The sequence below is a fragment of the Lentisphaera araneosa HTCC2155 genome (genome assembly GCF_000170755.1).
GTDB lineage: Bacteria > Verrucomicrobiota > Lentisphaeria > Lentisphaerales > Lentisphaeraceae > Lentisphaera > Lentisphaera araneosa.
Genome location: NZ_ABCK01000050.1, coordinates 1 through 12,573, shown reverse-complemented (window position 1 = coordinate 12,573; position 12,573 = coordinate 1). Strand labels below are relative to the sequence as shown.

13 protein-coding genes are annotated in these 12,573 nt (G+C 40.5%); 5 read left to right on the top strand and 8 right to left on the bottom strand.

Translation table 11 applies throughout. The annotated features are described in order from the left end of the window. Positions 1 to 160: 160 nt before the first annotated feature. The 4 genes from LNTAR_RS24065 (at position 161) to def (ending at position 4,015) form a co-directional block, all read left to right on the top strand. Positions 161 to 613 carry a YaiI/YqxD family protein gene (locus LNTAR_RS24065; protein WP_040915752.1) on the top strand — a complete coding sequence of 151 codons (453 nt, stop codon included), beginning with the start codon at positions 161 to 163 and terminating at the stop codon, positions 611 to 613. Positions 614 to 824: 211 nt separating this feature from the next. Continuing rightward, complete coding sequence (gene fmt, locus LNTAR_RS24060; protein ID WP_007281386.1) at positions 825 to 1,799, top strand: methionyl-tRNA formyltransferase; 975 nt, start codon at positions 825 to 827, stop codon at positions 1,797 to 1,799. Positions 1,800 to 1,814: 15 nt separating this feature from the next. Continuing rightward, complete coding sequence (locus LNTAR_RS24055; protein WP_007281385.1) at positions 1,815 to 3,419, top strand: Rne/Rng family ribonuclease; 1,605 nt, start codon at positions 1,815 to 1,817, stop codon at positions 3,417 to 3,419. Between the two features lie 2 nt (positions 3,420 to 3,421). After that, positions 3,422 to 4,015 carry a peptide deformylase gene (gene def, locus LNTAR_RS24050; protein WP_007281384.1) on the top strand — a complete coding sequence of 198 codons (594 nt, stop codon included), beginning with the start codon at positions 3,422 to 3,424 and terminating at the stop codon, positions 4,013 to 4,015. Positions 4,016 to 4,047: 32 nt separating this feature from the next. Here def and LNTAR_RS24045 read toward each other — a convergent pair whose 3' ends face one another. The 4 genes from LNTAR_RS24045 to lipA all read right to left on the bottom strand — a co-directional run bounded on the left by LNTAR_RS24045 (position 4,048) and on the right by lipA (position 6,676). Further along, positions 4,048 to 4,467 carry a DUF3859 domain-containing protein gene (locus LNTAR_RS24045; protein WP_007281383.1) on the bottom strand — a complete coding sequence of 140 codons (420 nt, stop codon included), beginning with the start codon at positions 4,465 to 4,467 and terminating at the stop codon, positions 4,048 to 4,050. Positions 4,468 to 4,505: 38 nt separating this feature from the next. Further along, a complete protein-coding gene (locus LNTAR_RS24040) occupies positions 4,506 to 5,441 on the bottom strand; it encodes a CDP-alcohol phosphatidyltransferase family protein (protein ID WP_007281382.1) in 936 nt (311 codons plus the stop codon). Between the two features lie 66 nt (positions 5,442 to 5,507). Then, positions 5,508 to 5,663, bottom strand: coding sequence for a small basic protein (locus LNTAR_RS26840; protein WP_007281381.1), 156 nt, complete (start codon positions 5,661 to 5,663; stop codon positions 5,508 to 5,510). A 113-nt stretch (positions 5,664 to 5,776) separates the two neighbouring features. After that, complete coding sequence (lipA, locus tag LNTAR_RS24035) at positions 5,777 to 6,676, bottom strand: lipoyl synthase (protein ID WP_007281380.1); 900 nt, start codon at positions 6,674 to 6,676, stop codon at positions 5,777 to 5,779. A 228-nt stretch (positions 6,677 to 6,904) separates the two neighbouring features. Here lipA and LNTAR_RS24030 point away from each other — a divergent pair, with 228 nt between their 5' ends. Further along, on the top strand, positions 6,905 to 9,646 hold the full coding sequence (locus tag LNTAR_RS24030) for a hypothetical protein (RefSeq protein ID WP_007281379.1): 2,742 nt from the start codon (positions 6,905 to 6,907) through the stop codon (positions 9,644 to 9,646). 1 nt (position 9,647) lies between these two features. On the opposite strand, the gene LNTAR_RS24025 is transcribed toward LNTAR_RS24030, so the two are convergent. The 4 genes from LNTAR_RS24025 to LNTAR_RS24010 form a co-directional block, all read right to left on the bottom strand. Then, a complete protein-coding gene (locus LNTAR_RS24025; RefSeq protein ID WP_040915749.1) occupies positions 9,648 to 10,796 on the bottom strand; it encodes an LptF/LptG family permease in 1,149 nt (382 codons plus the stop codon). 54 nt (positions 10,797 to 10,850) lie between these two features. Next, positions 10,851 to 11,441 carry a class I SAM-dependent methyltransferase gene (locus LNTAR_RS24020; RefSeq protein ID WP_007281377.1) on the bottom strand — a complete coding sequence of 197 codons (591 nt, stop codon included), beginning with the start codon at positions 11,439 to 11,441 and terminating at the stop codon, positions 10,851 to 10,853. 56 nt (positions 11,442 to 11,497) lie between these two features. Next, the gene (locus tag LNTAR_RS24015) at positions 11,498 to 12,079 is read right to left on the bottom strand and encodes a peroxiredoxin (protein ID WP_007281376.1); all 582 of its coding nucleotides are present in this window, start codon (positions 12,077 to 12,079) and stop codon (positions 11,498 to 11,500) included. A gap of 251 nt (positions 12,080 to 12,330) precedes the next feature. Beyond that, on the bottom strand, positions 12,331 to 12,573 hold a 243-nt coding region (locus tag LNTAR_RS24010), incomplete at its 5' end, for a hypothetical protein (protein ID WP_007281375.1).

Sequence of the window (12,573 nt, the reverse complement as noted above, 5' to 3'; positions counted from 1 at the left end):
ATACTTTGGGTAGTGCTTTAAAAAAATCATATCATTCTCCTATCTAAACCTATTTTATCCTTTCCTTATGCTATTATATAACGAAATGACGGTTCGTATCAAGGTTTTGCTGATGAAAAAGGTGTTTTTCATGGCTTATTTACTGAAAATTAAGGAAAAAATGAAGATATATATAGATGCAGACGCATGTCCTCAGTTAGTTAAAAGACATCTTTTTCGCGCAGCTGAAAGAAAAAAAGTTTATTTAGTACAGGTTGCTAATCAATATATTAAGCCTGTGAACTCTAAGTTTGTTTCGTCGATTTTGGTCGGGCAAGGGGCGGATGTTGCAGATATGAAAATTGTCGAATTGCTCGAAGAAGGTGACTTAGTGATTACGGCCGATATCCCCTTGGCAGATTTATGTGTTAAGAAAAATGCCTATGCCCTCAATCCTCGAGGGGAGCTTTATACGGAAGCTAATATTAGACAACGTCTTTCTGTGAGAGATTTCATGACGGATCTAAGGCAGATGGGGGTAGAGACGGGCGGGCCTCCACCTTTTACTCAGCGAGATGCTGAACAATTTGCCAATTCGCTGGATCGCTTTTTGACTAAACATATTAAAAATTAGACTCCGAATGAGCGGTCTTGTTTTTCGTAATTATCCATCGAAAAAAATTAAAAAAATTCGAAGGTATTGAAATCGAGACAGTTTTTGACTTATTTAATAAGAAAAAGTCCGACTTTAAGATAGATCTCCTATGGACGAGTTTGTTAAAATGCTCATTCATGGCAAATTTCTGTCTTGATATATACATGTGTTAAAAAGGAAACAATTTTTGATGAAACAAGCACCTAGCAAAGTTTTTTTTATGGGTTCTGGCGCAATCGGCATTCCAGCCGTGGCGGCCTTGCATGAATCTAGTGAAATCGAATTGCTTGGTGTGGCTTCGCAACCTGATCGACCCGCGGGACGTAAAAAACGGCTCACTCCCTCACCGCTAGCTGCCTGGGCTGAATCTGAGGGCTTTTCCGTACACAAGCCGGAAAAGGTAAGTTCCCAAGACTTTGTTGATTATGTTGCTTCACTAAAGCCCGATATTGTTGTTGTCATCGCATATGGTCAGCTATTACGCGAGAACCTGCTTCATTTAGCTCCCTATGGGTGTCTAAATGTGCATGCTTCAATTTTGCCGTATTATAGAGGGGCATCACCTATTTTCTCTGTGGTTTTAAATGGAGAAAAAGAGAGTGGTGTATCTATGATGCAGATGGCGAAAGGTATGGATACGGGAGCAGTATACCGAACTCATAAAGTGAATCTAGAAGAAAATGAAACAACGGGTTCACTGGAGCTAAAACTTGCAAATATAGCGGCACAACAACTTGTAAATGATATCCAGGACGTGGTTCACAATGGTTTAGAAGCCACAGAACAAAATCACGAAGAAGCTACAAGTTGTTCGAAAATTGGCAAAAGCTTTGGCCTCATTGATTGGAGCCAGCCAGCTGAGTCAAATATTAGAAAAATCTTTGCCTGCCAGCCTTGGCCGGGGACTTGGACTTATTACCAAGTTGGGGACAAATTCAAACGACTTGCGATATGTGAAGCTAGCGTTTGTGAGTCCAGCTCACTAGAGCGATCTCCAGGAGAGATCGTTTTAGATGGGTCCAGTTTAAAGGTGGCCAGTTCTTCCTCAGACTTATTAGAAGTGCGCCGGGTGAAACCGGAAGGGAAACGAGAAATGGATGTGAAAGATTTTTTGCTTGGAGCAGGGTTAAAAAATGGAGATAACCTTACTTCGAGGAATAGTTAAATTTTAGGATAAATTATGAAACAAATTTTTATTAACAAAGAGCAACTTGAGACACGCGTCGCTATGGTTGAGAATAATACTCTCACCGAATACGAAGTGGAGCGTTATGATCAAGAGCGACTTGTTGGGTCTATTTTTAAAGGCCGTATCAAAAACTTAGAAAACTCATTGCAAGCAGCGTTTGTAGATATCGGTTTTCAAAAGAACGCGTTTTTACATTATTGGGATATGATTCCAGCTGCATATAACGATGGTCTTTTTGAGCAAGATGCTATGTCAAAAGATACTGTCGCCGCAATGGATGCCAATATTGGGGACTCATTTCGCAGTACGATAAAAAAATCGATGAAATCTAAGGATGGAGATGAACAGGAGCGCATGCGTCAAGAGATTGAGCGTATACCTGAAATTTTCCCCGTGGGTTCAGAGGTTATTGTACAGGTTACTAAAGGACCTATCGGAACTAAAGGCCCACGTGTAACAACTAACTTGAGTATTCCTGGTCGCTACTTAGTTTTATTGCCACATACAAGTCATATCGGTGTCTCTAAGCGCATTCAGAATCACAAAGAAAGAGATCGTTTACGCAATATTCTTCGTAAAATGAGTCTTCCAGAGAGAATGGGATGTATCTGCCGTACCTTGGGTGACGGTAAGCCAGAGGAATATTTCCACAACGATATCGAGATGCTCTTAGATATATGGGATACGATGGAGCGCAATCGTCAAACTCAGCGTGCTCCTTATTGCCTTTATCGTGAGCCTGATTTGATGTCGCGTTCGACGCGTTATTTCTTGACTGATTCAGTTGATGAAGTTTGGATTGATAATCACGATGCTTACGCAGATTTCAGAAAGACAATTGTCAAAATTTCTGATGTGAATATAGGTAAGCTAAAGCATCACAATAAGCACAAGCCTTTATTTCAGCACTTCGGTATCGCTAAGCAAATTGACTCAATTTTTGAACGTCAAGTGAGTTTACCTTCTGGTGGCTACATCTGTATTGATGAGACCGAAGCTCTAATCGCCATTGATATTAACTCAGGTAAAGCTCGTCAAGGTAAAGATCATCCTGAGACAATTTTGATGACCAACCTTGAGGCAGCCGAAGCTATTGCACGTCAATTGCGTTTGCGTGATATTGGTGGTTTGGTTGTAATCGACTTCATTGATATGCGTTCCAAAAAGGATCAGATGCAGGTTTATCGCTCACTCAAAAAAGCTGTTCAGCACGATAAGGCTAAGACTAAGATCTCGCCTATTTCTCAGCTTGGTCTCTTGGAGATGACTCGTCAGCGCGAACACCAGTCTCTTAAAGATTCTCTCTACACACCTTGTTCGAATTGTGAGGGTAAAGGTGTGGTTAAGTCGATGGTTTCCGTGTCAGTTGAAATTCAGAGAAAGCTTCAAGCTTTATTAAAGAGAACAAAAGAGAAAATTGAAGTGCGCGTGATTTGTCACCCTGATATTTTACATCGTCTACGTGATGAGGATGCCCGTATTCTTAGGAATATGGAGAAGTCTCTTGGTGGTAATTTATCTTTCCGTGCGGATGATAGCTTACACGTGGAAGAGTTTAAAGTAGTGAATCCTCAGTCCATGAAGGAGTATCGTTAATCATGTCTTCAGGAAGCCATATTCTTGATGTTAAAAAATTTGGAAATCCGGTGCTCAGAAAAGTTGCTGAGCCGATTTCTGAAATTAACGATGAGATCCGTGAGCTTGTGGAAGAAATGGTTGATACCATGTACGAAGAGAATGGCATTGGCTTAGCAGCTCCTCAAGTAGGTAGGAGCTTGCGAGTTTTTGTTATTGACACTCATTTTGAAGATGAGACATATGGCAGTGATGGGGAGAAATTGCTTTGCCCTAAAATGCCTTTGGCTCTCATCAATCCAGAAATTATTTCTACTTCGGGCGAAGATATATCTTTTGAAGAAGGCTGTTTATCTATACCTCAAATTAATGCCGCAGTGGTTCGCCCTAGCAACATTGTTCTAAAAGCGCAAACACTGGAGGGCGAAATTATCGAAGCTGATTTTGGCGGTTTAACCTCTCGCTGTATGCAGCATGAAATCGATCACCTTGATGGTGTTTTATTCACGGATAAAGCTGAGAAAGATGATTTGAAGCTCGTGGCTAAAAAATTAGAACAGTTACGGATGAAGACCGAAAAAGCTCTTAAAAAGCGAAAGGCTAAGAAACGCCGTTAAGTTTATAAACCTCGTTAGAAATAACGGGGTTTTTATATTTTCCAATCGGAAAATTGACCTTGATCTTCGGTAATTGTGAAGCGTTTTTGAACTAGGGTTTCCCCTTCTATCTTGGTTGTTAAAGTCCAAGTTCCTACTTTGTCTTCGATGGGAGACCATAGAGTATCCCCTAAGAAGAAGTCCCAGTCATTCGAGCGAATATACATTTCACCTCGAAATGGAGCTGCGGTGTCTCCAGTTTTTTCGTCGATAAAGTCGGGGTGATCAATGATGAATTCGAGTTTTTTTCCACGAGCTTGCTTGATGTTAAGCACATAGCCAAATTCAATGTTTAAACGAGCGGGTATTTGCCAGGTGAATTTTTTTAGCTTGGGGAGTTCTTTGCTGCTTTTGTCCCAGTGGCTATGGACGCCATAGCTTAGCATTTTGAAAGTTGTTTTTTTTCTAGCCATTGTTGAGTGGATCTTGTTTGAAAATATCTAGCGAGCCTTTAAGCGCTGATAAGATCTTCATCTTCGGTGATTTTGTGGCCCTTGATTTTACTTAAGATAAGCATGATGGGGCCAGATAGCACGTAGAGGTTGATGAGTGCGGCTGCGGTCATTTTTGGGCCGCTGCCATAGCGAATGACTTCAGCAGTTCCTACAACTATGATGAGCAGTAGGATAATGATTTTCCGAGCGCGATTCACAGGTGAAACAAGCCATTTGGCCATGTGGGGGTAAGGGATAGGGCTGATCATTAGTAGACCTAAGAATGCTGTGTAAATAGGGAGAAAAAAAGTCATAAGCCATTCGGGGAGATTGGCTTCTGTAGTACCCATAATGACTATCGAGCATACGGCTGAAGCTGCTCCAGGTGTGGGGATGCCACGGAAGCCGGTTTCTTTAGCGACGCCTTCTTTGGGATTGAATTTACTTTCCATTTCCATGGCATTATAAAGTGCAAGCCTTAAGGCTGCGCAACCCATGTACATGGCGCCTGCTAGCCAAAACAGTCTATCTTGGCGAATGAATCCGAGGTCTTTAACTTCTGCAAAACCTAAAAATACTGTTACGTGTGCGTAGATGTACACGAGGACAGCTGGAGCAACACCAAATGTGACCATGTCGGCAAGTGAGTCCATTTCGATGCCGTGTAAAGAAGTGGCGTTGAGTTTGCGCGCGCTCCAGCCATCTAATGCATCAAAAATCATGGCGCCAATGATAACCCAGGCACATGCCGCGAAAACATAGGGCATGATCGTTGTGTTAGCGTTATGGGAAATAATTTCGAAGTGATCGTTGGAGTTTTTCGTGAGAATCTTTTCGTAGGCCTGCAGAGCTAGAAGGATTGCAGTAAAACCACAAAGAGAATTACCCAAAGTCAAGAGGGTAGGGATCTTTTTGTAAAGCTGTGTATGCTTAATTGTGTGTTCTGTGCTCATAGGGATCTCACGAAAAAAAAAGACAGGTTAAAATACCTGTCTTTTTGGAAAAGTCTTTTTAAAGTCTTAGATGTTAACTTTAGTTTTTGGTAGACCTAAAACTTGATCACCTGGCTTAAGACGACCTTCTTGAATGAGTTGGTCGACGCGTTCGAAACGCTTAAGTACGTTCTTTTTACCAGCAGTATTGCCTTTTACTTTTAAACTTCTGTGAATAGACATTTGTGTGTCTCCGTATTAAAATTTTTCATTGTCAGGCGTATCGAAAAGAATATCCAAACCTGAGTGGAAATTAGATGAGTGTTGAAAGTATCGTAGCTTGAATTTTTGTCAAACTAATTTTTTAAATTTAATTGTTGTTCTTGAAGTTTTGCTGTAATCAACTGACCAGCCTTGTAAGAAGAGCGTACCATTGGGCCACTGGCTACAGCGTTGAAGCCAAGCTTCTCTGCGTATTCTTTCCAATCCTCAAACTGCTCGGGGCGAACATAGCGATCGAGCTTCCAATGTTTGCGGGATGGTGGTAAGTATTGGCCGATAGTGATGATGTCAACATTAGCTTCATAGAGGTCATGAATGCATTGGATAACTTCTTCATCTGTTTCCCCTAAGCCAACCATGATACCAGATTTTGTGAGGACTTTACCCTGGCTCCAAGCTTTTGCATTTTTAAGGACTTCTAAGCTTCTTTTGTATTTTGCTCTACCGCGAATCGGAGGGGACAGGCGCTCGCAGGTTTCGAGGTTGTGATTGAAAACAGTGGGCATGGCGTCCAAAGTCATTCTAATAAGATCTTCTTTGCCATTGAAATCTGGTGTGAGGACTTCGATGCCAGCTTGTGGAAGTTTTTCGCGAACAGCGCGAATCGTTTTTGCAAATTGATCAGAACCTTCGTCTTCTAGATCGTCTCGAGCAACGGAAGTAATGACGACGTATTCGAGATCCATCTTTGCTGCAGTATCAGCTACATTTTCAGGCTCTTTTGGGTCTGGTGGCTCGGGTTTGTTGTAGCCAATAGCACAAAAGCGGCAAGCTCTAGTGCAGTTAACTCCGAGTAACATAAAGGTTGCGGTGCGTTCGTGCCAACATTCAGCGAGGTTGGGGCATTTAGCTTCTTCGCACACAGTATTTAATTGTCGACCACGGAGTTCTTTGTTAAGTTCGTCGCGATTACCGCCACGGTTTACTTTAACACGAATCCATTCTGGTAGGCGTTTTTGGTTTTTTTCAGCCATGATTTTGATTCCTAAATTATTTTCACGTACTATGAAGCGAATTTGAAAATTTACACATTTTTTAACGTCTTTTTTATAAGAGGGGTATTTGAGTTCAAAAAGACATTCATTTTTATAAAACCACCTTTTTTTAACATTATATATGTCTTCAGGATCTTAAGGAATCTTGCCAAGATTTTTTTGCCACCGTATCTTAGTAGTATTAAATTTAATAGAGAGTGAGAAAAAATGTCTGATTTATGGAATAACATAAATCCCAGCAAGGCTGACCATGTGTTGGGAGTCGTCGGCGGTACGCTGGATGAAATTATGGCCACGAGTAAGCACCGTTTAGTTGTAACCCCCATGCATGAAAAAATTATCAATGCAATTATTGAGTTTTGTAGGAGCAAGCATTTACGCCCTTTAATTTTAGTAACTGATTCAGTTGCGACGAGCTCGTGGGAAAGAGTATTTAGGAAACGCTTAAAAGAAGGCGTTGATGAAAGAAAGTTTTTTGGTGAGCCTAACGAATTAGGTTTTCCGCTGATGCCCCTTATACCCTACAATTATTTTGGTTCATGCTTTAAGATAACGTCTAATCAACAAGTTGAATCGAGACGTTTACATTTGCGCGAGATTTCATCTATCAGTGCTTATGAAGGTGACGAGCTGAGTTCTGGTGATATTGATGCCTCTTTAGAAATGGATAAGGTTCTACGCAATCTAGAAAGAGTGAGTTTTGATGAATATATTACCGGCCTTAGCCCTTTAATGGAAGGTGATGTTCAGATTATTGAAGAAGAACTGGGTCAAGCACTCGATATTTTATCAGAACAGAAATTTGATTTAGTTATTGCCGATGGAGCGGCTCGCTTGGGTGGTGCTTGGATGACCCTCTTAAGAGAAATGGATGAAAAGATGCCATGTCCCTTTATAGGATTTAGTACATTTAAACCAGAAGAGGCTTTTGGAACCAAGCTAGCTCATCAGCAACGACAGAATTTTTTTGGTACACGCTTCACTGAATTGAGCCTTACAAGTTTATCCGTAGATGGTGCGTGTCGCCCTTGGCGTGAATTAATAAGTTTTGTCGAACCCGATCGCCAATCCGCAAAAGCGATTGAGGAGGTTATTGATAACCTTCATGATCTCATTCAAGACATAAATTATGGACATCGAACAAAATTAACTCTCCATCAGTATATTAAAACTGAATTGGGGCATTTAGCAAAAGATATGTTGGGTAACTGGGCGCGGCGTCAAGAATGGACCAGTTCGGTTCTGTATTATGGGCGTGAACACGACCTGATTGATGGGGCAGACTGGGAAGTTTATATGAAAAAAGTTCCTCTTGACCAACCACAGGGCAACTTGCTTGTCTACAGAGAATATATTTTCAATGTGCTTTTAGAGTCCGAAGATGAGCATGATCATAAGTACGCAGAACAATTTATTACTAGAGTTAAAAAAGTGGGTTATTTACTGACTCAACATGATATTCGGCCTTATTCATCTCTCAGTAATAATCTTTTGGGGCGTACGAGTACGAAAGAAGATCGTCTTCTAAATTTAATGGAAAAAGAATGGGAAGAAACTGGTGATAAATTTCGTGGCCTTATCATTGCTGATTTTACCGATAGCTCACAAGATGCTTTAGATGCAGGTTTACCTAATGCGGATTCCTGTGGTTTGATGAGTGTCTTTTGGAAGTGTCAAGAGAACTTGGTTACAGTTCAAATGAACCCCGTAGTGGTATGGGAGAATATGCTTTATTGTAATCCGCGATTTGCGAGCCGTATGGAAAAAAGCATTGGTCATCTTATCGATCAGTATGGAGCTCATCTTCAGATGACTCGTAATGACGATGGAGTTTATTGTTATTTCAAGATTAAAGGAGAGGGCTTTACACAGGCATTTTGGACTTGGTTAATCAATAGTCTTTTGTCCGATGGAACCACTCTATGTATTTTAGCCAATCGTGAGGTTCTCTTAGACGAATGGAATGGATTGGGTGTTAATACAGTATTTAACTTGACGGTTACTAACTCAGAAATCTTGCGAGCACGTTTAGGTCATCGCTTAGGTGATACAGAAGATATGGGCTTACTTGCAGCACATTTGTGGGATATTGTTTCTGTTATGCCTGATGTGCAAGGTGGCTTGAGCCCTTATTTCATTTATGAAGACTTACGAAAAAGTCGTTGGGCGATTTGTGATGATGGTAAGTTTGAACTTGGGCTTGGAGCCATCTCACCAGATTTAGGTGGTAGCGAGCATAAAACAATGGATGTTTTTAATAAAGTGAACGCCCAACAAGAGTTACTTATTTCAAGGCGTAAGGAAGTGGCAGATAGTTGGCGACTTATGGGGGATGGAGAAGATCGTTTCCTAGCCCTTGAAGTGTATTTTGAAAATGATCTTCATTTGAGTAAAAATATATGCCGTGAAGTTATTGTGAAGAAAAATGAGTATCGCTTCGATTCAGGTGACTTTAACAAGGTATTGGAGTCAATTTATTTAGCTTTGGCTCATAGTCTTTGTGAAATGAAAGATAAGAAATATGAGAAAGAAATGATTTCGTTTGAAATTCTCAAAAGAAATAACTTAGCCCATAGACTCTTAGTGAGTGGAGAGTTAGCGGAAGAATTTATCGAAATGGTGGAGCAACTTTTTGCCCCCTTTAAGATGCAGTTTTACCTCTTGACAATGGCTTTGTATTACGATCATCGTGAAAAATCTTTATTTAAGAAGGAAAAAGCAGGAGAAGTTTACGAGTCAGCATTTGCGATTCCTGAACTCTTCAAGACTAAGGATGACTTACTGGTCATCAATAAGTATTGGCAGGAGTTTGTGGGGAGAACAAAGGTCTACAGCATGCGTATCCCGCAGACTAAGTCAGTGATTCAAAAGCTCAAAGAAAGTAAGTTTAATTTGCGCCCACAGTGCTATAGAACTGAAGTCAGGATGAAAGCCAAAAAGAAAAAGTAGTTTAATGACTTACTTTAAAGGCGATCATACCAAGGCCTAAGCTTTGAAAGATAATATTTGGCAACCATACCAAAATTTCTGGGTGCATTGCCGTATGTTTATCAAAGGCACCAGTAATTAAGATAGTTGCGTAATAAGTCATCATGACAATAAGGCTTATAAGAAGACCAATACTCGTTTCTGAGCGACTCGAACGCAAGCCAAATGGTAGGGCCATTAATAAAAAGGCAAGGGGGGAAAAGGAAAGTGCCAAGTTTTTGTTTAAATTATAAAGAAGGTCGGTGTGTTCCCTGCGGACAGTCTTGGTTTGTTCCTTATTTTTGAGCACTGCTAGACGGGCAATCATTTCTTTGATGTTGAGGTATTTGGCGCGTTTTCTTAAATTTCCACTGTTGAGTTCATCATTTGTGTAGAAAGTATAAGTGGTATTGGCGTTGGGTAGGCGTGTGACTTTAACACCACTTAGAGATTTGTTTTCACCCTTGTCATTCTTTAAGAACTCCCAGTTGTTGTCTAGGATAATAACATCGATAAATTCAATAGTGAATGAGTTCTCTGTTGTGTTAATTATTTTACCACTCTGTGCAAGAAGCTGGTTAGATACGATGTCGGTAGCTTTGTCTACTTCAATAACTCGTAAGTCTTTCAGTGTACCATCTTCCTTTTTTTCGCCTATTTCTACAGATAACTTTCCTAAGTCAATAGTTGTGCCTCCTCGCAAAAAAGTGGAGGGATTAGATAAGAGCTCACCCTTCATCATTGATTTTCGAGTCGCCTCAAGATGAGGGACAGCAAACATGTTCAAATAGAATAAACAAGCGGATGAGACCAAAGCTAAGAGTATGGCGGGGTTGACGATTTGCCATAGACTGATTCCAGAGGCTCGCATCGCAGTAATTTCATTTTCGGCGGACATTCGGCTAAAGACTAGAGTTACACTCACTAAGCTAGCAATGGGGATTGCGTAGGCTAAGATTTTTGGAAGTAGCATTAAGAACATTTTGAAAATAAATATTTGTGATACCGTCGTATCCAAACGACTTAGTATTTTAATCATCAAGCCAAGTACTAAAATGAAAGTGAGTACCAGTAGAGAAGCTACAAAAATATAGAGTAGATTCTTTAAAATATGTCGATTAAGTATGTTCATTAGGCGTGATTAAATTTGCTGAAAGTTCTATTGCTCAGGAAAGTAATGGTGAATTCAGTTTTTGCGAAACCGAATGACTTGCCATATTTGCTCTTCAGGACTAAAAAATTTGGGTCGCCCTTCATTGAGCTCAAGTTTCCAAGTGTAATGTTGGCACAAATCAATCCAATCTGAGGAAAGGTGAAGTGTGCGACCATCGCAGCTTTGTTCACTTTTATGGCCTTTGGGAAAGTGAGCATAAAAGATGCCGTTTGTACGAAGAGCGCAAAATATTTCTTTTAGAAAGGCTTCGCGATCCTTGGGTTCAACATGCATGAGAACCGCATTGGCAAAAATCCCGTCATAGCTCTTAGGCGCTAAATTGAGTTCACTAAATTTTTGATGGATGATACGTGCATGACTGATTTTTTCAGCGTGTTGACAAAACGTTTCACTCGCATCTAAGCCTTCAACTTGGTAACCTTTATTTTTGAAATAGACTAGATCACGTCCAGGACCACAGCCGAGGTCTAAAATTTTAGCAGGAGCTTGTGTTAGTGCAGAAAGAAAGTCTGAGTAAGGCCAGCTCATATCGTCTTGCGCACTTCGCAAAATGAAATCTTCGGCGTGTTGATTGTACCAGTTTATGTTAGTATTTTCATTCATATAAACACAAAAAAAGCGGAGTATGCACTCCGCTTTTTTAAGAGAAAACTTATGGCTTATTCAGCGAAGTATTCTTTAAGACCTGCATCGTTTGGCTTCATAGCTTTGTCGCCTTCGTTCCAGTTTGCTGGGCAAACTTCACCGTTAGCTTCGAAGAACTGAAGAGCATCAACCATACGGATAGCTTCGTCAACGTTACGACCGAGTGGGAGGTTGTTAACAACTTGGTGCTGAACTACACCTTCTTTGTCGATGAGGAAAAGACCGCGAAGAGCCATACCACCACCGAGAAGAACGTCGTAATCTGCAGAGATTGTTTTGTTGAAGTCAGAAACGATTGGGTAACCAACGCCTTCGATACCGCCTTGGTTCTTAGGAGTGTTGAGCCATGCGAGGTGAGAGAACCACGAGTCAGTTGAAACACCAACAACTTCAACGCCTTTAGCTTCGAACTCAGCGCGCTTTGCTTCAAAAGCGTGAAGCTCAGTAGGGCAAACGAAAGTGAAGTCTAATGGGTAGAAGAAAAGTACAACGTATTTTCCTTTGAATTGTGAGAGAGAGAAGTTTTCGATAACTTCTTGACCTTTAACAGCTTTTTCGCTGAAGTCTGGAGCTTGTTTACCAACTAATACAGCCATGGTATTTTCCTTTGAATTTCATACTTTATCAATGAGACGTGCTTCTATGAACACGATTGCAGAACAAAGGTAACACAAAAGCCGAGGAAAAAAAATTTTTTCTTTTAAAAATTGATTTAAATTAAGTTTTTTTTCAACTTATTTGAATATGGCAGGATTTTCTTTCGTAAAGTAGAGTGCATTCATGTTAAAAAAGATCCAATTAAGGAAGTAAAAGAAAATGCTGTACCCAATGGGCACAGCATTATAAGCTAAGCTTCGACGGTGTATTCACCCGGCTTATCAAATTCGTAGATGGCGGCACCACAATTTTCGAATTTATATCCTCGGATTTTGAGGTATTCGGGAACTGAACTTTCATGAGAGCAATCAGAATTATTTAATCGAACAAGCTTAAAACCATCGTTGGAAAAAGAACCTTTAACAGTCACTTGTGCACCTTTACAGGCTTTGATCACGAGAGCACTTGAGCCGGAGAGTTCGACATTTTCAAG

What these genes read in the sequence shown, in the direction of transcription:
- def (WP_007281384.1), top strand. Translation starts at nt 3,422, where the DNA reads ATGTCTTCAGGAAGCCATATTCTTGATGTTAAAAAATTTGGAAATCCG.
- lipA (WP_007281380.1), bottom strand. Translation starts at nt 6,676, where the DNA reads ATGGCTGAAAAAAACCAAAAACGCCTACCAGAATGGATTCGTGTTAAA.
- LNTAR_RS24020 (WP_007281377.1), bottom strand. Translation starts at nt 11,441, where the DNA reads ATGAATGAAAATACTAACATAAACTGGTACAATCAACACGCCGAAGAT.
- LNTAR_RS24045 (WP_007281383.1), bottom strand. Translation starts at nt 4,467, where the DNA reads ATGGCTAGAAAAAAAACAACTTTCAAAATGCTAAGCTATGGCGTCCAT.
- LNTAR_RS24040 (WP_007281382.1), bottom strand. Translation starts at nt 5,441, where the DNA reads ATGAGCACAGAACACACAATTAAGCATACACAGCTTTACAAAAAGATC.
- LNTAR_RS24055 (WP_007281385.1), top strand. Translation starts at nt 1,815, where the DNA reads ATGAAACAAATTTTTATTAACAAAGAGCAACTTGAGACACGCGTCGCT.
- LNTAR_RS26840 (WP_007281381.1), bottom strand. Translation starts at nt 5,663, where the DNA reads ATGTCTATTCACAGAAGTTTAAAAGTAAAAGGCAATACTGCTGGTAAA.
- LNTAR_RS24025 (WP_040915749.1), bottom strand. Translation starts at nt 10,796, where the DNA reads ATGAACATACTTAATCGACATATTTTAAAGAATCTACTCTATATTTTT.
- LNTAR_RS24065 (WP_040915752.1), top strand. Translation starts at nt 161, where the DNA reads ATGAAGATATATATAGATGCAGACGCATGTCCTCAGTTAGTTAAAAGA.
- LNTAR_RS24015 (WP_007281376.1), bottom strand. Translation starts at nt 12,079, where the DNA reads ATGGCTGTATTAGTTGGTAAACAAGCTCCAGACTTCAGCGAAAAAGCT.
- fmt (WP_007281386.1), top strand. Translation starts at nt 825, where the DNA reads ATGAAACAAGCACCTAGCAAAGTTTTTTTTATGGGTTCTGGCGCAATC.
- LNTAR_RS24030 (WP_007281379.1), top strand. Translation starts at nt 6,905, where the DNA reads ATGTCTGATTTATGGAATAACATAAATCCCAGCAAGGCTGACCATGTG.